We start from the raw sequence: 19733 nt of genomic DNA, 5'->3' as shown, positions 1-19733 counted from the left end.
CTCGGGGAACGCACGTTCACGGATCGGCGCCAAAGTCTGGTCTACGGTTAATCCCCGAGTGCTCAGGGAACGCACGTTCACGGATCGGCGCCAAAGTCTGGTCTACGGTTAATCCCCGAGTGCTCGGGGAACGCTCAACGATGTCATGGAGCGCGATAAATTTCCGCGGTTAATCCCCGAGTGCTCGGGGAACGCACACATTAGAAAGCGTTTCATCTAGCGGCCTCCGGTTAATCCCCGAGTGCTCGGGGAACGCATTAATGTTCCATCTTCATTCGAGGTTACAAACGGTTAATCCCCGAGTGCTCGGGGAACGCGCAAGTTGATGATCGCAAATCGAAGTGGCAGAACGGTTAATCCCCGAGTGCTCGGGGAACGCTGTGTGCGGTTTTCCTCGTTGTTCGTTGTAGTCGGTTAATCCCCGAGTACTCGGGGAACGCATCATTTTCGTTGTCTTATCCATTTTCTCCACCGGTTAATCCCCGAGTGCTCGGGGAACGCAGCATCAGGTCGCTCTGGGTTGAGGGTGTCGGCGGTTAATCCCCGAGTGCTCGGGGAACGCTGGTAGATAACCTGTGCGCCTGCTTGCTTCTGCGGTTAATCCCCGAGTGCTCGGGGAACGCAAGTGATTTCGCACCCACTCGGTATTGATTCCCGGTTAATCCCCGAGTGCTCGGGGAACGCAATGTCCGGCACTGCCAAACTAGCGGCGTACACGGTTAATCCCCGAGTGCTCGGGGAACGCAATGTAGAAATTGCTGTGTCCCCAATGCCTCCCGGTTAATCCCCGAGTGCTCGGGGAGCGCCTCGTTAAGTCAAAGCGCTATATTCCAGAAAACGGTTAATCCCCGAGTGCTCGGGGAACGCATGATGCGTGAAGTGATTCAAGATTTGGGTTACGGTTAATCCCCGAGTGCTCGGGGAACGCAAGCTCGGTTGTCATAAAACTGAATCGTTCCACGGTTAATCCCCGAGTGCTCGGGGAACGCAATGTAGAAATTGCTGTGTCCCCAATGCCTCCCGGTTAATCCCCGAGTGCTCGGGGAACGCCTCGTTAAGTCAAAGCGCTATATTCCAGAAAACGGTTAATCCCCGAGTGCTCGGGGAACGCATGATGCGTGAAGTGATTCAAGATTTGGGTTACGGTTAATCCCCGAGTGCTCGGGGAACGCGCCGCGTCTCACCGATTGGGTTACGACATCACACGGTTAATCCCCGAGTGCTCGGGGAACGCACGATAAACAGATGCTGTTGCAACAATGTCTTCGGTTAATCCCCGAGTGCTCGGGGAATGCGGGTTGGCACCGTCTTTAGGGCTGTAGGCGATCGGTTAATCCCCGAGTGCTCGGGGAACGCAGATCGCGTGACCAGCCGTACTTAAGCGCCCACGGTTAATCCCCGAGTGCTCGGGGAACGCTCGAAATACGCGTCTTACGAAATCAGTCGCATCGGTTAATCCCCGAGTGCTCGGGGAACGCATCAAGTCCGACAACAAAATGGAACCAGCGACGCGGTTAATCCCCGAGTGCTCGGGGAACGCGCACCCGTTGCTGTCTTAGTGAATTTACGACGCGGTTAATCCCCGAGTGCTCGGGGAACGCCCCTGCTTTATCACCGCTAGATTTACATTCATCGGTTAATCCCCGAGTGCTCGGGGAACGCCCTAGAAGATGATGCTGTAATTGATATTGGTGCGGTTAATCCCCGAGTGCTCGGGGAACGCCCTAGAAGATGATGCTGTAATTGATATTGGTGCGGTTAATCCCCGAGTGCTCGGGGAACGCTGGAATCAATGAAACAGAAAATCTTACAAATGCGGTTAATCCCCGAGTGCTCGGGGAACGCGTGTCGGTTTCTTCTTGCGTAGCTTCTGCCCCGCGGTTAATCCCCGAGTGCTCGGGGAACGCGGTAGTGGAGAGCTTGCCACGTCGTTCACTGACGGTTAATCCCCGAGTGCTCGGGGAACGCGCCCCTGCTCCTGTGCCTGACAATGTAACCGCCGGTTAATCCCCGAGTGCTCGGGGAACGCTTTTGTTTAAAAAATAATGCCTGTCGCCATTCCGGTTAATCCCCGAGTGCTCGGGGAACGCATTTCAGAGTTATTAGAACAACAGCAAAGAGCCGGTTAATCCCCGAGTGCTCGGGGAACGCGATGAAGCGAATAAACTCTACAGAAAAATATGCGGTTAATCCCCGAGTGCTCGGGGAACGCTAGAGTTATATTTGAATTTGTCATATAATCAACGGTTAATCCCCGAGTGCTCGGGGAACGCTTTAGTGAGTGAAATGGTTTGTAACCAAGAATGCGGTTAATCCCCGAGTGCTCGGGGAACGCTCTTAGTGTAGATGATTGTTTTATAAAGGAATATATCTCACAAAAAAATCCACCAAGATTTAATGCTCATATCAAGTTTTTAAAGATCTATAACTAATTGATTGTAAAGAGTTTAATTCGAAAGACTTTTAAAAATCTAAATTCCACCAAAAATCCATAGAAATCATTATGTTAACTATTTCTGAGGCAAGAATGACACCAGACGAAGCCCATCTAGGTCCACTGGAATTCGTCTATTTTCGCCATAAGTTTGGAACTCAAAACCCGATTCAGTATTAGTAGCCCAAGCCATTACCACATTTCCTTGCTCGGCTAATGCGTTGACTTGCTCCCAAATCATTTCACGTATTTTGCGTGAGGTATCGCCGATATAAACACCTGCGCGAATCTCGAGTAACCAAATAGCTAAACGCCCCCTTAATCTATCTGGAACGCTTTCTGTTACTACTACCAGCATACTCATAAACTTCCCTCCTCTAGTGACTGCGATGCCCACTGTCTGCTAACGATTCTGGTTCAGGAATCGCAGGAGGCTGGCTGTCTTTAGGTGGTTCGGGAGGCTCTATTCTGCCAGCTGAAAGTACCTCCTCAATCAATGGAATTAGCCGATCTAACACTTTGGAACTTCGAAAAATATCGCGACAGGCAATACGCACATCTTTATCAGGTTGGTGAGTACCTTTCGATGCTATTTCAAATGCCTTGGGAACGACCGAATCGAACTTAATAATGTCAGCAATATCGTAAACAAAAGACAAAGGCTTACCTGTATGAACGAAGCCAATCGCTGGTGCGTATCCTGCGGCTAGTACGGCCGCTTCCGTGATACCATAAAGACATGAAGTTGCAGCACTAATACATTGGTTTACGGTGTCGCCTTTTTCCCAATCTTTAGGATCATAACGGCGCCCCCGCCAATCCACACCGTAACGCTTCGCCAGTAGCTTATAGGTCTCCCTTACACGCGCGCCTTCAATACCACGCAACTGTTCCACAGAACGACGGCTTGGCGGTTCTTCCCCAAAGCGTAGTTCGAACATTTTACGCACCACTTTAAGTCTTAAATTCTCATCTAAAGCGAGTTTAGCTTGATATAGAAGACGATCCGAGCGCGCACCACCAGGCTGCCCTGAGGCATATAACCTCACACCCGCTTCACCAACCCAAACCAGCAATGTGCCCACTGTGGCGGCGAGCTTAACTGCTGCATGGGACACCCGTGTGCCCGGCTCTAACATAATGCATGCTACCGAGCCCACCGGAATATGGGTACGCACACCATTTACATCAATCAAGACGAACGCGCCGTCTTTGACGTCCAGTTGACCGTATTGTAGAAAGATCATCGAAACGCGATTTTTAATCGGGATGGGATTTAGCGGGATAAAACTACTCATCGTTTTACGCCTCAGAGTCCATCAGTTTTAACTGTGAGTTACTTAGAATACTCATCTGACGTATCGCTAACTCGTTTAGTTTCACTAGTCTTTCAGATTGGGGGACTCCCTGTTCAATAAAATGTGCGTTTAGAGATTCCAAGTTCGCTAAACACACTAGCTGGTGAACATTGGCATGATCTCTAACATTTCCCAGAGTTGAAGGATTTGCATCACGCCATTGCTTTGCGGTAGTTCCAAATAACGCCATATTTAGAACATCGGCTTCACTAGCGTATACAAACCGAATTTGAGAGGCTGACAAGGTATCAGGAATAAGGTTTTCCTTAATCGCATCAGTGTGAATCAAGTAGTTAACTTTGGCTAAATTTCGGCGAATATCCCAACCTAAGGTTTGATGCTCTCTTTCCTTGAGACGTTGGAACTCTTTAATTAAATATAGTTTGAATTCGACCGACACCCAGCTTGCGAACTCAAATGCTATGTCTTTTTGAGCGTACGTACCACCGTAACGCCCCGCTTTAGAAATAAGTCCCATAGCTGATGTTTTGACAGCCCACTCCGTCACCGTTATCGTGAAACTGTTGAGTCCTGCTTCCTTTTTAATGTCATCGAATTCGATGACATTAAATGCTTCATTATTCAATCTCTCCCAGATACCAAGAAACTCTAAAGTGTTACGGTTTCTTAGCCAGTTCCCAATAATTACCCCGGTTCTACTAGGATTTTTATAGCGAGCAATGTCTGTAATGCAGATGTACTCCACACCATCCTTGGTGAGAGTACGTATCTCCTGCTCTAAAACTTGCAATTTTGGTGTCATGATCTTGTCCTTAAGTTCATATTAAAATGGCTATATTGGTTTGATTAACATAAGTCCACAGCCAAGCGCTTTTGATTTCCCGACACCTTGCTTGAGCTTGCCTACGAAACGATTTGGATCTTGCACTGTCAGAACCCCTTCATAATCGACACTTGAGAATTGAATCGTCGTATCAGAAGATTTTCTAGAACGGTGTTGCTGATAACTTTTAATAAATGGTAGCGAATCAAGCGTGATCCCCCAATCCTGAAGCCGATCCGATGCTACTAACCACTGTTGAGCAGCTTGCTCCATCAATTCTTTAATTTCCTCGGGGTCAGTAATACCTTCCTGTTTAGCATTTCGTTTCGCGTGCATCATGACATCGTGACGCTGGTTTTTACCTTGCGCATTTTTAACCGTAATTGTCGGGTTGGCTCTTAAGGTAAAACTAAGCCTTTGACCCGAATACAACTTTGGCTCAAAGCGCTTGCTCTGCACTTTGAAACAACTGCTATCCACTTCGGGTTCGTTTTCAGATTGGACATAAAATACCGGACGCCCTTGATCGTCTTGCTCTTCTCGAAATAAAAACGAACGAGCTTCATCGTTAGTAAATAATTGCCATAAAATTTGATGCGAAGAGTAAACACCTTTATTCCCGAAACCTGCTAGTAACAATCGCGCTTGATCTGACGATTGCAAAGATATCTTTGATAAATACATTTATACCTCCTTGCTAGTTTCAGAAGCCCGAGTTGTGACTTGATGCATCGCACGTTGTTGAAATTGCCATCGAGTTCGACTAACCGGATCATCCCATGGGTGCGTAGTCATAACTGTATCGCCTTGAATCTCAGAAATGTCACCTTCCCATGTATAGGTAAACGCCCGGCTACGTCGCAACCAAGTGTTATCTGAAACGCCCTCTGGTGTTAGCTCTGGAAAATCTTGGTCTAAGGCGTCTTTCAATTCGCTATCAACTACTAATACGGGGCATAAGGGCGCAGAAACCGGACAAGACTTACGCCCTAAATACAAAGTAAACACGGGACGAATAAGCACATGCCGAAGTGCATCCAATGTAATAGTGGCCGTTTCAGTTAAAGAAAGCGCCACCACCCATAAACCATCACAACGATAATCTCGCGTGGACAAAATAGTATTTAATTTATCCTTTGATTCATCAAGCAGCTCGTTTTTACGTGTACGATAAACGTACTTGTTGTTACGAGCAGGCACTTGGCTGGTATGGTAGTCACGTAGCAAACTGGTCGGTGTCAGTTGCTTGGTCGCAACCAGCACACTTTGATGTAGAGCTTGGAGGCGATCTTCCTCTTCACGCTTAATCCCCAAAGCTGCTCCTAATAGCCCTAAAATAGCTGAGCGGGTAGGCGACATATGTGTCGCCCGATCGCCACCTACGGCTGGCTGGCCCCAGCTTGCCATAGGTCCATAGAGTTGAAATACCAAATAGTCTTTCATGATCTGCACCCCAGCTATTAATTAGCAACGAATGCTTTCAGTTCATCAAATGAACCTTCACCAACGACTGCATTGATACTATAACGAGCATCCGCACACTGGCCGTATACCTTGTCAAAATTCTCGGTTTGCTTTTCTAATGCACTAATCGCCAGTAACGCTTGATCTTCGCCTTTTATTGGTTTTAGAAAAGCTGCGGACAAGGAACGCGGTTGTTGCTCACCTTTTTCAGCCAGTACATAGCTCGCGTAGGCGCGTGACGCAAAGCTGTTTTGCTTGCCCTTTGGCGATACTTTTACCGCAGCTTCAGTCAAAGCTTGAATAGCTTGGTTTGCTAGAGCTTCGTTGCCATCCAAATTCTCGATAAGTTGAGTTTTATTGATGCAAACATAGCTGTAAAACAGTGCCGCAGCAAAGCCAGATTCACCGATATGAGAAGAGCCTGAATCTTCCTTACCATCGTTTAGATCGTCTACGGCAGTGAAGTAATCATCTTCCACTACTACACTATGAACACTTAACGCATGGGCCACTTGGCAAGCAGCTTCAACATTAAAAGCTGGGCTAGAGGCCAACATACGACCAAACAGTGCAATATCCACCGCACTTTGGTTATGGCGTAGCAAATCTAGCTCATCTTTAGTTGGCTCGCGGCTTTCTTCTGCTAATACAACAGCCAAGTCCAAGGCAGCTTGTTGCTCTTCTGGACTGATATGCGCTAACTGCTCAATTTCAAGCGAATCCTTTTTACCTTTACCAAATACACCGGCAATACTGGCCGCCAATTTTTGAGCGTTCTTTTCGGTTACGCCTTTCTCAACTAGAGCTTTAAAAACTTCGCCGCCAAAACGTTTTGTGCGCTTGCCAAGGTTATTTGCCATAGACTCTTCAAAGATTTCGGAGCAACGCCAGTTACGTTTCAAGCTTTGTGAGCTAACACGCAAGCGATCAAAACCGCCCATTTTTGCAGTTTTTGGGCGCCCTAAGTCATCACGGTTTAAATTAGATGGTGCGTAAGAGGTTAGGAAGTGAAGTTGGATAAATTGACTCATGGAAAATTCCTTTTTAAGCAGTTTTAGATTTAGAAGATTTTTGGTTAGCAGCTTGGTAGTAGTCCATCGCCCAACGCACGCTAATGCGCTTATCCGCTTTACGCGGTGACCATGCGTAGAATTCATCAAACCATTGCAATATGTCATCAGCCACTTTTGTGGGTGATGCTTTGCCATCTAATTGCAGTACAATACGACGTATACGCTTGAGGAAGTCATCTGGTGTTGGGGCGTTTTGTAGCTTGGCAAAACGAAGCTCACTAACAATCGATTTTTCAGCAGGCTCGCCATGTTTGTTTACCTTTTTGCCTGCTTGGGACGCCAGCTTCTCGCCATTATCTTGCTTGATATGTACCAGTACTGCAGCGACAGTCGCCCATGCTTCAAGGTTTTGTGATGAGTCTTCAAGACCTTGATTTAACAATTCTAACCAAAGCATGCGAAAGCCTTCTTGTAGCATTACTGCATCTGCGCTGTCGCATCGCTTCAGTTGAGCTTTGTGAGACGTTGGCGCTGGCACATTGCCCTTAGCTTTTAATGTGGCAGAGTCTTCAAACATACTCTGCCACCAGCGTAGGACGGTATGTTCATATTGTTTTATTCCACTCATGGCATCACCTCCTGTTGTTGCTCTATCCGATAATCTTTTTTAAAGGTTTTGATATCTTTGCCACCAAACAACCAGCCACACAATGCTCGTCGAGCTTCGATTCGTTTGAGCATGGTTCGCTCCGAGCCAAGCTCCGAAAGCGCATACTCGTCAAATAAATCTAGGACTGTATGCTGCAATTGGCCGAGCCATACTTTTGCAGTGGCGCTAGGTAAAACTTCCGAGCCATCGTCTACAGCATCCATTAATTGTGAGATAGCGCTAAAGAAACTTGCCTCACTGCGCTGCCAAAATTCCAAATCGATGAAAGACATATCACCCTTAGCATCACCTGGGCTTTCAAACCACGCGGCTTTTACTTGTGTGCGTAAATGCCACAAAGCGTCTCCAGAAAGCTTTTGTAAACGCTTAACCTCTAATAGAAGATCCGTTTGTTGTTCAGGATCGAATTGAAACAAAGGCATAGTCGTGCTGTACCAGCCACGGGGCTTCATATTGTCCATGTCATAGCCAAACACCCAGAGACTGGTGACAACATTTTTAAATGCTCGGCGATTGGCAGCACTCACATTTTCAAAGTGGCTAATCACTGCTGCGCATCGCTGCGCATTTGCCTCACTAGAAAAAGCCAAGGCATCCCAAATCTTGTATTGAATCCCTCCTGGCTGACCTTTAGCCGATAGCCAATCACTATCGGGCTTTTTCGGATCGCTTTTATAAGGCGTTAACGGATGCGCCCAATTACCCGAGTAGTTGTAACCGTAGTTTTGCGTACGATAGTCACTTACAACGTTACTCGTCATCTGACCAGTAATCGCACATGTCCCTTCTTGGTTTCGCACTTCTAAACGAATACGTCGTGGCATGGCCCAGAACATATGCAATGGATGTACATGATCGTGAAGGACTTCGGAGCCTTTCTTTTCGCTAGTGCGTGTCGGAGCTAACCAAGGAAACACTGAGCCATCACTAAAATCAGGGGCATCATAGACCCAGCTCTCGCGATTGATCACATTGAGCCAAAGCTTTTGCCACAAAGATGCATCCGAATCTGCCGGTATCACGAGAGACGTTAACGGCCCACCGCCACGTAGCCCTACGCGATGCCCTGCACCACCTGAGGGTGCGTTGATTTGAAGAGTGAATAGCGCTAACAAGGCCATTTCTAACGACATCTGATCGCACACACCACGTTTAATAAAGTGATCAGTGTTGTTCTTGATGCCGTTTTCACCTGGCGCGTCGATCAGTAGTCCTGCAATATTTGAGGGCTTTTGCTCAGAGAGTGATTCAAAGTCTTGCATAAACAGGGGGCCATCACCCTCGGCATTAAAAGCATGCTCCACTGCTTGCAAAGCTTGCTCAAGCTCCTGCTCAGTAGGTGCTTGCTTAAATCGCTCTACCCACTGCGTTGAGTCTTTAGGAGCAAAGGCTGTCTGTAACAATCCAATTGCAAACTGATAAGCCGCACCTTGGAAGTCTGCACGTGGCAAAGCAAAATCCACTACGCTATCTGCACTAATCTGACTAATCGGCAGCGACTGCACCGAGCCGTCGCGCATTCGCATCGGCAACCATGGGTCTTTTACTAAGTTCATTAGGCATCCTTTTCATTGAATTGTTGAAAACCAAACACATCGCTATAACTAAAATTCGGATCGTCACTGTTGAGCCATGGTTGAAGGTATTTAGCACTAGGATAGCGCATCTCCAAAGCAAGCCCCTCTTCTTCACTGATTTGAGTCATTTGATCCGCAAACTTACTTTTCAGTACTTTGAAAGTACTCAACGGCACAGCAAATTTAGGCTGATTAGCATAGGGCACCAGCTCCCCTTTACCATCACGTTTAAGTAGTAAAATATTTTCGTATTCTAGGTTGCTGTAGCGCGTGCTGATATCCGTTTGATCGTCGTACCATTGTTGATTGCTTTGAGCGCTGTAACCATAATCTTGCCACTGGAGCCGATTGAATTTAGCGGCACTGACTTTACTAACTTGCTCTCCAACGGCTTCTAATTCTGCTTCCTCTAGTGCTTTTGGGATCTGCATTTGAGCTTCTGGAGAGTACACAGCCTCAATTAGATCGCGGGCTTTTTCCGGCATATGAATACCGCCCAACTCTCTTAACGTCTTCATCCCTAACCACAGTCTACCGGGTGAGCGATACACTGCTTGCGCACTAGGCAAAACATCTCTCAACCAATGCGCACTAGGATCATCAGACCAAGCTGGTGCATGAACGTACAGCAATGGCGCAGGTCGCGTATCGCGGATGCCGAGCTCTCGTTCACGCTGAGCATTGCGAGTATGGCGTTGTAAACGCCCAGCCCGCTGTATAAGGTCGTCAATCGGGCAAAGATCGGAAATCATGAGATCCGCATCCGCGTCCAAACTTTCTTGAAAGACTTGAGTCGCCACTAACACTTTGCCATGTCGAGCTTGAGCGTCACTGTGCTTACCAAACCAATTTAGCACCTTGTACTCGATAGTTTGACGATCACTCAATGTAAAGCGGCTGTGAAATAAGAGCGCATTATCTGGATTATCCAATTGCTCGCGGATTTCAGTGTAAGCACTTATAGCATCGTCTACTGAATTACGAACCCAGACAACACATTCACCAGCCCTCGCTGCTTGAACAACCTTTTCAACGACCGTGTCTTTCTTATCAATAAAGTGCACAGCTACCGAACGGCTTACATCTTCTCGGCTATCTAGCGGCTGTTCTAGTAAAGACTGCTCGCTAGAAAGCGAGACTTTAGTCGCTAAAGGAAAATGTGTTTGTTCTAGCTGTTTACCTGAGTGAGCCGAAGCGTTGAGCCAAACATCTGTGAGACGCTGACGCTGCTGTTGAGAAAGAGTTGCTGTTAATAAAATAGCGCTACCACCAAAATGCAGATGCAGTGATAGCAAACTTTCGAGCAGTTCAAACATATACTCATCAGCCGCATGTACCTCATCGAATACCAATACTTTTCGGTGTAGCCCCAATAACCGCAAAGATTGATGACGACGCGGTAAAACTGCCAATAAAGTTTGATCTAATGTGCCAACACCAATCGGTGCTAATAGAGCTTTCTTACGCGAATCCCCTAACCATTGGCTACATTGAGCGGTCGCAGTTTGATCATCGCGGGTATAACTTGTTTCACTACTACCTTCAGACATGAGGGTGGCTTGGAACTGTTCGTTCATATCACGAGCGCCATGCGCTAACACAATGCTCGGTAAAGCTGAATGATCTTGGAACATGAATGAATAATGATCGAGCACACGCTGATACATTGCATTAGAGGTCGCCATGGTTGGCAGACCAAAATAAAAGCCATCAGCAGCCCCTGCTTCGAGTAATCGATGTAATAACACTTGAGCAGCTTCGGTCTTACCGCTCCCGGTAACGTCCTCGAGGATAAAAAGCTGTGGTGAATCATCAATATCTACACTTTCAGCCCAAGCCTGCAGAGGCGTTGGTGAAAAGCCAAATTGAGCCTGCACCGACTGAAAAGGTTTTATCGAAGCACTACTGCTTAACCCAGCTGCTTGCCAAGCTCGTTGAGCATTTGCCAGTGCGTCTTCCCAATAATCACCTAGAGCCTCAACAGGCTTAGAGCGATATGGAAAATAGGCTCGATCAGATCCCATCCAGTCAGCTAACACAGCAACTCCTGCAAGCAACCAACTCACCTGCTTCAGACGTGCACGCCATGAAGCATCAAGAAACTTTTCGAATAGAATTGACGGTTTGATCAAATGATAAGCATCTAAAACAAAAGACTTTGCCGCCGAGACATTGTGCTTTTGAATATAACGTTTTAGATCGCTGGGCTTATCAAACCGAATCGGCTTTCCGTGATGCCCTAAACTGCACTCCATCAATACTGAGAATGTTTCAAAAGCCTGCGCTTCTTCACTATCTGAAAGAGAGAGCGGGAACAGCTCTTCTAATTCTCTAAGCTCATGCCAGAAAAATAAGCCCAGCTGATCATGACGATGCTCTTTGCTGTTGTAGTGCCATGTGGGATTAGCATTAAATAGAAAACCAGACTCATCTTTGAATAAAGCCTGAAAGGCCGACGCAAATTTACCTAAGTCATGGAGCAACAAACAAAAGATAAATAGTGAAATAAACGCTTCTTCGTCTAGCTCAAGAAATGACGCAATATTCTTAGTTAACGCTTTGTTTTGTGTGAGCAACACTTTACCCACAGCAGCTACATCCAAACTGTGAAACGCTAATAAGTGATAAGGATCACCTTTGCTGTCTAGTTCATTCTTCTGGGCTTTTCCCCAATAGGCATAATATTCCATTAAAGCACCCTATATATTCCTTTGACGATTCAATGCTTAGCTCACCGTGCAGTTAGACTGTCACAGTCGTCTAAGGCTGTCTATGTCAACAAGTCATACTTAAGTGCTATATCATCTCAGAATAATCATTTTTGAGATTGTTTACTCGCCACGCTCCCCCATAGCTCTTCGATGCGTGCATCCCGCCCGCAGTTGAAGCGGTAGAACTTGTAACGAAGGTTGTTTTTCAGGTAGTAGTCTTGGTGGTAGTCTTCGGCCAAGTAGAAGGTGCTTGCAGGGAGGATTTCGGTGACGATGTCGGCGTCAAAAGGTTTGTTCTTAGCAGTGCTTGCGAGTGAGGCTTTAAACACGTCGTGCTGTTGCGCATTTTGATAAAACAAGCCGGTGCGATAAGGATCACCTTTATCGCAGAATTGTCCTGTTGCGTCGGTTGGATCGATGGTTAACCAAAAATAATCGGTGAGTTCTCGTAGGCTAACGACGTCATCGTCAAAGGTGATTTTGACGGCTTCGTAATGCCCTGTTTTTTTGCTCGAAACCTGCTGATAAGTCGGGTTGGCAACGTGTCCACCGATGTAGCCTGACACTACATCGGTGACACCTTCAATGCTTTCAAAGTCGGATTCGACACACCAAAAGCAGCCGCCAGCAACAATCAAGCTTTGCTCTTGCGCCATAGTTGGGGTAGTCATATTCAGTGCCGCGAATGTCACGGCACTGGTTAAAAGAAGCTGTTTCATAACCTGTCCTCTTATTCATTACTCTGTATCGTTGAGTAGGAAGAGGACTGGTATCGTCCTCTTTTAAATTTGCAAAGCGACTTTTGTTCCCTGGGCAATAGCTCGTTTCGCATCCAATTCTTTGGCAACGTCTGCACCACCGATCAGGGTGTAAGGCAACTCCAACCCATCGACTAGGGTGCGATCAGGCTCTTGACCCGCACATAAAATGACATGATCAACCGCTAAACAAAGGCTCTGTTCATCACGTTCGATCCACAGTCCCGAGTCATCAATTCGCTGATACTGACAGCCTGACCACATCTCAACGCCATGCTGTTTCAATTGCGCTCGATGTATCCAACCAGTTGTCTTACCGAGTCCTGCCCCAGGCTTACTGCGCTTGCGTTGCAGTAGATAAATCTTACGTGCCGACTCCATCATTGGTTGACTGGATTCAGCGGCTAATCCGCCTCGCGCTTGTAAGGTTTGATCAATACCCCACTGCTGAGCAAATTGTTCAACCGTGGTCGTCTCGTCGGCTTCATTTAGCAAGAACTCAGCCGTATCAAAGCCAATGCCTCCGGCACCAATAATCGCTACAGTTTTACCAACGTTGACTCGATCTTTCAGAACGTCGAGGTACGAAAGCACTTTCTCATGACCAACGCCCTCCAGCTCAGGCACTCTAGGGCGAATACCCGTGGCCAATAGCACATGATCAACAGACATAGCATTTAGGGTACTGGCGTCTACTTTAGTATTTAGACGAACCTCTACCCCTAATTCTTTCAGTCGCGTAGAAAAATAGCGCAATGTTTCTGAGAATTCGGATTTTCCTGGGATGGTTTTGGCAACATTAAATTGCCCACCAACACGGTCGTTCGCGTCGATCAAGGTCACTTGATGGCCCCGTTCTGCAGCCGTCACAGCCGCAGCAAGTCCCGCTGGCCCAGCGCCGACAACAGCGATCCTACGAGCTGTTTCTGCTGGCTGAACGACCAATTCCGTTTCATGGCAGGCATAAGGATTGACGAGGCAACTCGCTACTTTACCTTCGAATACATGATCTAAGCAGGCTTGGTTACAACCGATACAAGTGTTAATGCGCTCCGCTTGCCCTCGCTCGGCCTTGTTCACAAACTCAGGATCCGCGAGGAATGGCCGCGCCATAGACACCATATCAGAATCACCACGAGCTAATACTTGCTCAGCAATATCAGGCGTGTTAATGCGATTGGTGGCGATCACGGGGATAGAAAAGTGGTCTTTAAAAGCTTTAGTCACCCAACTGAATCCCGCTCTAGGGACACAAGTGGCGATGGTCGGTACGCGGGCTTCATGCCAGCCAATACCAGTATTGATGATGGTTGCGCCCGCCTGCTCAACTGCCTGCCCCAGTGCAACAATCTCCTCAAACGAAGAGCCTTGCTCAACCAAGTCCAACATGGATAAACGGAAAATAATTATAAAGTGCTCGCCTACGGCAGCTCGAATGCGACGAACTACATCAACGGGAAAGCGAATGCGATTCGTGAACTCCCCACCCCATTCATCCTCCCTATGGTTGGTGCGTTTGACTAAAAATTCGTTTAGCAAATAGCCCTCAGACGCCATGATTTCCACGCCATCGTAACCAGCCGTGCGAGCAAACAAAGCGGTATCAACAAAGTCTTGCACTTGCTTCTCGATTTGCTCTGAACTCAGCGCGTGAGGCTCAAAACGGTTAATCGGAGCAGTGATAGGTGAAGGCGCAACAAGGTTTGGATGGTAGGCATAACGCCCTGTGTGAAGGATTTGCAGACAAATTTTGCCACCTTCTTCATGCACTGCATCAGTAATACATTGATGAACAGGTAGGCGCAGCGGTTCATAAGGAAATGGGTACGGAGAGCCTTCTGCGTTAGGACTAAAGCCACCTGTTACGATCAGCCCGACGCCACCTTTGGCACGGGCGCGGTAAAAGGCGGCTAAACGCTCACCTGTGCGGTCTTTTTCTTCCAAACCGGTATGCATCGATCCCATCAAGATACGATTTTTAAGTGTCGTAAATCCTAGATCAAGCGGTTGAAACAAGTGTGGGTAATTATTGTTATTAGGTTTTGCCATGGGCAAAGCTCCGAGTAGATTCAACACCTACTCATGATTGCAAACCCAGCCCTCTCAGCAAATAACAAAACAGCGCATTAGACCTTGCAAAAAAGCTTATTGATCAATATGTCCTGAGTATCGAAACGCTTCGTCTGTCAGTTTGTTAATCTCTTCATTCGACATTTGATCGTCTACGATTTGAATACGTCCGAGATAAATTTTTGGAACTTGATCAATCTTATTTTCCAGTGTTAGCTTAATCGCTTCAGCGGTCGCCACTCCCACATCGTCCCCCATACGCATGGGTGTCGCATTAAGATACCCTTGCTTAATTTGATCAATTTCAGCAGCAGTACCACCCCATCCAGTGACATAGAGTTGGTTCAAAAGTTGGTGTTTTTTCAAATACCTTAATACACCAAGTGTCATGGCAGTATTGGCATTATGCAACATAGTAACTTCGGGGAAACTCTCTGTTACCAACGAGGCACCATCTACCCCACCACCCGCTTGATACTGTCCAAAATGTTCATACAAATTCAACCAGTCACCTTGGGCTTCGACGCACTCTTTAAACTCTCCAGAGCGTTGGTCATCCGTGATACCTGGTATGCCACGGTTCATGGCAAAATATACGTCATGCCCTAAACGTTCGATCATAAATTTGCACAACACCTTAGCGCCCGCTGAGCTGGAGAAATCAAACCATGCGTCAGGCTGATACTGCCAGTCTTTATAAGGCGTGTGAAAAGCCCAAATATAAGTTTGAAATTCAGATGATGCCGACAGTTTTTGTATATTGTCTGTTTGGACTAATAGCTCTGAAGGGCCAAAAATGACGTAATCATAATGGTCTGCTTTAGCGAGCACCTCTTCTGTGTATCGAGTCTGAAGAGAATGCTCAAGCTGACGAGAACTGTATTCGTCCACTTGGAAGTCAATATTTAGATCGTTAAGACGCGCCGTCAAAGCTTGAAAATTACGGGTCCAAAAGTCAGACAAATCACTACTTGGATAAATCAGTGCAATGTTAACCAGACGTTTTTGAGTATCTTTTAAAGGTACTGCGGGCGCGCTGACTAGTTCTTGAAACGAATTCAGCACCCCGGGAGAATTGAGTTCCTCAGGAAGAAAGTAAGGCTTTACATCGTCACTTTGCAAAGCAGAATCTGCTGCCATACCAAAACAAGGCATTAAGGCTATCAAAAGCATTCCTTTTACAAATTTAGACATTTATCGTTCCTACAAAAACAGTCAAATCAGTTTTTAACGCATACAATATAGTCAAAAGGTACACGGAATTTCCTTATTACATTAACTTAAAAAGGTAAGGGTTTGTAACCGTGATACGACGTACATTACTCAAAGCTCTATTCATCATTCCCTTTTTAGCAGTCTTGCTGATGCAGCACAGTTCACTGGCCCTTGCCAAGACTGACAACTTCACAGACTTAGTAGAAAAAGTAGCGTTTGCCATTCAAGAAGATTCACAATGGACAGGCCCCACTTCAGGGCCTAAATCACTCGCCGGAAAACAAATTATTTTTATCGCCTCAGATTTACGGAACGATGGCGTAAGCAGCGTTGCAAAAGGCATGACAAACGCCATAACTGAGCTGGATTGGAATCTACGTTTACTGGATGGAAATGGCTCGAAATTACGTCAAGCTGCCGCAATTAACCGAGCTCTGGCATTACAACCAGATGGTATTGTTTTAGGTGGAATTGACGCTAAATACCATGAGCAAGCCCTGCAAAAAGCGAAAGCACTTGGCATCACAGTGATTGGTTGGCACGCGGTCAATGATCTCAATAACCACCCAGAGCTTGGCCTTTTCACAAATATCACCACCAACGCAGAGGAAGTTGGAGCCATTGCTGCTGCATTGGCAATTGTCGATGCAAAAGAGTACGCGAAAGTGGTGATTTTTACTGATTCTAATTACAGTATTGCGCAGCTTAAAGCACAAAGTATGGCGTCAACCATCGACCAATGTAAGCGTTGTGAGTTGCTATCCATAGAAGACATTCCGCTGGACAATATAGCGAACGAGCTTCCCACTACGATTGCTCGACTACTCAAGCAATACCCTAGACAGATTACGCACTTTCTGGTGATCAATGACCTGTATATTGATTTTGCCATACCCTCTTTAATCGCTTCAGGGCAAAACCAACACCTACTTCCAAAAAGTATTTCTGCAGGCGACGGGAGCGTTGAAGCCTACCACCGGATCCGAAATCAATCTTTTCAGCTTGCTACTGTACCAGAACCCCTTTTTATGCAAGGCTGGCAAATCGTAGACGAATTTAATCGCGCATTTAATCGCTTGCCCCCTAGTGGATATAATGCTCCTGTTCACTTGATCGTAAACGAAAATGTTGAAGCCATAGACAGGAATATTGGTGTATATGATCCGAAGAATTCATATCGAGAGGCCTATAAGAGGATCTGGAAATGATCTTTAAAAGAGTGAGCCTAAGCGCCCGATTTGCGTTAACAGTCATTGTCTTGTTCTCAGTATTTGGGCTTGGGATCGGTTTTTTAATACGCTCTTTATTTTCCATAGAGGCTCTTTTAGAGCAGGAGTCAGCGCGCCATATCCAAGAGCTGACTGTAAATTCTGTTGTAAGCCGTGAAATCTTCGAGCTTTCATCACGAGTGAAGCTTCTGGAACAAACCTTTCTTTATGATGAAGATATCTTGTCAGAACAAGGCTTTAATATCGACGAGCAATTGCAAAAGATTAGAGCCTTATCCGACGACTCAAATTTCGTTTTAAAGATGGATGACTTTATCGTTGATTTCCATCGCTTTATTGGTAACTCCGTAACACTTAATCGCATTCTGAAAGAGCTATCAGTGATTGATGAGCAACTAGAAAGAGAGATTGATGCCCTAGACGCAGAGCTTACCAAACATTTTGTCAATCAAACGCTTAACACTTCGCCAGCGCCTAACTCGAATGATCTAGATACGATGCACTTTATCCGCGAAACGTATCTAAGAGCAGGCAAAATGGCGGCCTCTGTACGCAGTCGTATCACTCCTGATACAGAGAGAGTGATCATTATAAAAGTTGAGAAAGAGCTTAACATTCTTGAAATGCATCTCACGAATATGCGTACGTATGATAATCAAGTACAAAGTGCTCAGAAATCGATGAAACGCACCATTCGACGCTACCGCGCCGCGCTAAGGAAAATGACCGCTAACCTAAACCAGCGCTGGGAAGTCATGTCTGCATTAATAGACTCTCAGTCAAACCTTATTGATTATGTTGCAAGTAATGAACAGGCTGTTCAAAACAGTGCGCTACGAATTTCTACTGACTTAAAAAATGATCTAGTGGTCACACGAGCTTGGGTATTTGTGATCAGTTTTGCAGCCCTAATATTCGGCATATCCATTATTTTGATAATGGTAAGGCGCCACATAACAAAACCACTAACACAACTAAAAGATAGCTTTAAAGAAATTGAACATAACAATTTCGATCACCCAGTAAGCTTAGATAGACACGATGAATGGCTAATAATAGAAAGTGCTTTGAATCGGATGTCGACGCGCCTTAAAAAGACTTATGGCGATTTAGAAGAAGAGCGCATTAAGCTAGACCAACTTGCTCACCAAGACCCACTCACAGGTCTAGCGAATCGACTATTGATCTATAAAGAGTTAAACAAAGCGATTCAACTAAAGACCCACACGGATCAACCAACCTTTTCCATTCTTTACATGGATATTGATCACTTCAAAACGGTTAATGATTCACTTGGACATAATGCGGGGGATGAACTTCTTAAGGAAGTGGCTCATCGTTTACAGAGTCTAACGAACCAATCTGATATCGTCTCACGCTTAGGCGGCGACGAATTCATGGTGTTATGCTATTCGGCTACCTCAATGGTGGCGCTCACCCAACTGGCGAAAGCGATTAACGAATCACTTCGCAGCCCTTTTACCGTAGAAAATCAGACTGTTTACGTGAGTAGCAGTATTGGTGTGTGTTTGTACCCTGAACACGGTGATTCCGCTGAAACGCTGGTACGAAATGCAGATACAGCCATGTATCATGCTAAACGGGAGGGCAGAGATGATTTTCGTGTTTACAAAAACTCAATGACTTCAGAAGCCCATGAGCTTATGTCAAAAAGCTCGGGACTAAAAAATGCGCTCATCAATAAAGAGCTTTTTGTTGTCTTCCAGCCTCAGTACGATTTAACGACAGGAAAAATTTTTGGTGCGGAAGCCCTTGTCCGATGGGACCACCCCACAAAAGGGGTTTTAAGGCCTGATGAATTTCTCCATGTCGCAGAACAAACTGGCATTATCGTTGATCTTGATGAGTATGTTTTTCATCTAGTATTCGAGGAGTTACTTTCGTGGGTTGAATCAGGGCTCATTGATGATGACTTCAAAGTTTCCATTAATTTCTCAGGTAGAAAGCTCTTTTCGGAGTCACTTCTTCAGCAGTTACATGACTATTATCATGTGTCTGCAAAGGTGGTAAGCAAGATCATTTTAGAGCTTACCGAGCGCGATATGATCACCAATATCAAGCAATGTGAACATGCTATTCATCAAATCAAACAGCTAGGTTTCAAGATCGCGATTGATGACTTTGGGACAGGTTATTCTTCTTTAGCGACATTAAAGCACCTTCCTGTTGACCTACTCAAGCTCGATAGGAGCTTCATAAATGGACTAGCTGATGAGTCCAGAGATTACGTCATCATTGAATCCATTCTGTCTATTGCCAAAGGACTGCACCTTGATGCCATCGCCGAAGGCGTAGAAACCGAACAGCAACTGGGTGCGCTCAAAAATATAGGCTGTACAGCAGCACAAGGGTATTACCTTTCGTACCCTGTTGAGAAAGAAGAATTATTAAATCTGTTGGCAAAACAGTCACAGGAATAATCTAAGGAC

14 protein-coding genes and 1 CRISPR repeat array (1 of these 15 only partly in view) are annotated in these 19733 nt (G+C 46.0%); of the genes, 2 read left to right on the top strand and 12 right to left on the bottom strand.

Annotated elements, in window-relative coordinates; genetic code table 11:
- Positions 1–2335: a CRISPR direct-repeat array (repeat unit 29 nt; unit sequence CGGTTAATCCCCGAGTGCTCGGGGAACGC); it reaches 17 nt to the left of the window's first position.
- A 175-nt stretch (positions 2336–2510) separates the two neighbouring features.
- The 12 genes from cas2e to JHD44_RS05340 all read right to left on the bottom strand — a co-directional run bounded on the left by cas2e (position 2511) and on the right by JHD44_RS05340 (position 16033).
- A complete protein-coding gene (gene cas2e, locus JHD44_RS05395) occupies positions 2511–2798 on the bottom strand; it encodes a type I-E CRISPR-associated endoribonuclease Cas2e (RefSeq protein ID WP_199461744.1) in 288 nt (95 codons plus the stop codon).
- A 13-nt stretch (positions 2799–2811) separates the two neighbouring features.
- Positions 2812–3732, bottom strand: a complete 921-nt coding sequence (gene cas1e, locus JHD44_RS05390) for a type I-E CRISPR-associated endonuclease Cas1e (protein WP_199461743.1) — start codon at positions 3730–3732, stop codon at positions 2812–2814.
- Positions 3733–3736: 4 nt separating this feature from the next.
- Positions 3737–4555 (bottom strand): KilA-N domain-containing protein, encoded by an 819-nt coding sequence (locus tag JHD44_RS05385; protein ID WP_199461742.1) that lies wholly within the window; start codon positions 4553–4555, stop codon positions 3737–3739.
- Between the two features lie 30 nt (positions 4556–4585).
- Positions 4586–5260 carry a type I-E CRISPR-associated protein Cas6/Cse3/CasE gene (gene cas6e / locus JHD44_RS05380; RefSeq protein ID WP_199461741.1) on the bottom strand — a complete coding sequence of 225 codons (675 nt, stop codon included), beginning with the start codon at positions 5258–5260 and terminating at the stop codon, positions 4586–4588.
- Positions 5261–6019: a type I-E CRISPR-associated protein Cas5/CasD gene (cas5e, locus tag JHD44_RS05375; protein WP_199461740.1), complete on the bottom strand. Its 759-nt coding sequence runs from the start codon at positions 6017–6019 to the stop codon at positions 5261–5263.
- 17 nt (positions 6020–6036) lie between these two features.
- Positions 6037–7071, bottom strand: a complete 1035-nt coding sequence (gene cas7e / locus JHD44_RS05370) for a type I-E CRISPR-associated protein Cas7/Cse4/CasC (RefSeq protein WP_199461739.1) — start codon at positions 7069–7071, stop codon at positions 6037–6039.
- A gap of 13 nt (positions 7072–7084) precedes the next feature.
- The gene (casB, locus tag JHD44_RS05365; protein ID WP_199461738.1) at positions 7085–7681 is read right to left on the bottom strand and encodes a type I-E CRISPR-associated protein Cse2/CasB; all 597 of its coding nucleotides are present in this window, start codon (positions 7679–7681) and stop codon (positions 7085–7087) included.
- Complete coding sequence (casA, locus tag JHD44_RS05360; RefSeq protein WP_199461737.1) at positions 7678–9279, bottom strand: type I-E CRISPR-associated protein Cse1/CasA; 1602 nt, start codon at positions 9277–9279, stop codon at positions 7678–7680. The genes casB and casA overlap by 4 nt, the downstream gene beginning before the upstream one ends.
- Positions 9279–11990, bottom strand: a complete 2712-nt coding sequence (cas3, locus tag JHD44_RS05355; RefSeq protein WP_199461736.1) for a CRISPR-associated helicase Cas3' — start codon at positions 11988–11990, stop codon at positions 9279–9281. Before cas3 ends, casA begins: the two co-directional genes overlap by 1 nt.
- 125 nt (positions 11991–12115) lie before the next feature.
- A complete protein-coding gene (msrA, locus tag JHD44_RS05350; protein ID WP_199461735.1) occupies positions 12116–12730 on the bottom strand; it encodes a peptide-methionine (S)-S-oxide reductase MsrA in 615 nt (204 codons plus the stop codon).
- A gap of 63 nt (positions 12731–12793) precedes the next feature.
- Positions 12794–14818 carry an NADPH-dependent 2,4-dienoyl-CoA reductase gene (locus JHD44_RS05345; RefSeq protein ID WP_199461734.1) on the bottom strand — a complete coding sequence of 675 codons (2025 nt, stop codon included), beginning with the start codon at positions 14816–14818 and terminating at the stop codon, positions 12794–12796.
- Positions 14819–14914: 96 nt separating this feature from the next.
- The gene (locus JHD44_RS05340; RefSeq protein WP_199461733.1) at positions 14915–16033 is read right to left on the bottom strand and encodes a substrate-binding domain-containing protein; all 1119 of its coding nucleotides are present in this window, start codon (positions 16031–16033) and stop codon (positions 14915–14917) included.
- Between the two features lie 110 nt (positions 16034–16143).
- Here JHD44_RS05340 and JHD44_RS05335 point away from each other — a divergent pair, with 110 nt between their 5' ends.
- Together JHD44_RS05335 and JHD44_RS05330 are read left to right on the top strand one after the other, a co-directional pair.
- Positions 16144–17262, top strand: a complete 1119-nt coding sequence (locus JHD44_RS05335; protein WP_199461732.1) for a substrate-binding domain-containing protein — start codon at positions 16144–16146, stop codon at positions 17260–17262.
- Entirely contained in the window at positions 17259–19724 is a 2466-nt protein-coding gene (locus JHD44_RS05330) for a putative bifunctional diguanylate cyclase/phosphodiesterase (protein ID WP_199461731.1), read from the top strand. The genes JHD44_RS05335 and JHD44_RS05330 overlap by 4 nt, the downstream gene beginning before the upstream one ends.
- Positions 19725–19733 lie beyond the last annotated feature (9 nt).

This window comes from Marinomonas ostreistagni, assembly GCF_016461785.1.
Taxonomy (GTDB): domain Bacteria; phylum Pseudomonadota; class Gammaproteobacteria; order Pseudomonadales; family Marinomonadaceae; genus Marinomonas; species Marinomonas ostreistagni_A.
The sequence above is the reverse complement of the archived record's forward strand: the minus strand, read 5'-3'. Positions and strand labels throughout refer to the sequence as shown.

Excerpts from the sequence above, each read along its gene's own strand:
- casA (WP_199461737.1), bottom strand. The coding sequence starts at position 9,279 with ATGAACTTAGTAAAAGACCCATGGTTGCCGATGCGAATGCGCGACGGC.
- cas2e (WP_199461744.1), bottom strand. The coding sequence starts at position 2,798 with ATGAGTATGCTGGTAGTAGTAACAGAAAGCGTTCCAGATAGATTAAGG.
- JHD44_RS05340 (WP_199461733.1), bottom strand. The coding sequence starts at position 16,033 with ATGTCTAAATTTGTAAAAGGAATGCTTTTGATAGCCTTAATGCCTTGT.
- JHD44_RS05345 (WP_199461734.1), bottom strand. The coding sequence starts at position 14,818 with ATGGCAAAACCTAATAACAATAATTACCCACACTTGTTTCAACCGCTT.
- cas7e (WP_199461739.1), bottom strand. The coding sequence starts at position 7,071 with ATGAGTCAATTTATCCAACTTCACTTCCTAACCTCTTACGCACCATCT.
- cas3 (WP_199461736.1), bottom strand. The coding sequence starts at position 11,990 with ATGGAATATTATGCCTATTGGGGAAAAGCCCAGAAGAATGAACTAGAC.
- cas1e (WP_199461743.1), bottom strand. The coding sequence starts at position 3,732 with ATGAGTAGTTTTATCCCGCTAAATCCCATCCCGATTAAAAATCGCGTT.
- casB (WP_199461738.1), bottom strand. The coding sequence starts at position 7,681 with ATGAGTGGAATAAAACAATATGAACATACCGTCCTACGCTGGTGGCAG.
- cas5e (WP_199461740.1), bottom strand. The coding sequence starts at position 6,019 with ATGAAAGACTATTTGGTATTTCAACTCTATGGACCTATGGCAAGCTGG.
- JHD44_RS05385 (WP_199461742.1), bottom strand. The coding sequence starts at position 4,555 with ATGACACCAAAATTGCAAGTTTTAGAGCAGGAGATACGTACTCTCACC.
- JHD44_RS05330 (WP_199461731.1), top strand. The coding sequence starts at position 17,259 with ATGATCTTTAAAAGAGTGAGCCTAAGCGCCCGATTTGCGTTAACAGTC.
- msrA (WP_199461735.1), bottom strand. The coding sequence starts at position 12,730 with ATGAAACAGCTTCTTTTAACCAGTGCCGTGACATTCGCGGCACTGAAT.
- cas6e (WP_199461741.1), bottom strand. The coding sequence starts at position 5,260 with ATGTATTTATCAAAGATATCTTTGCAATCGTCAGATCAAGCGCGATTG.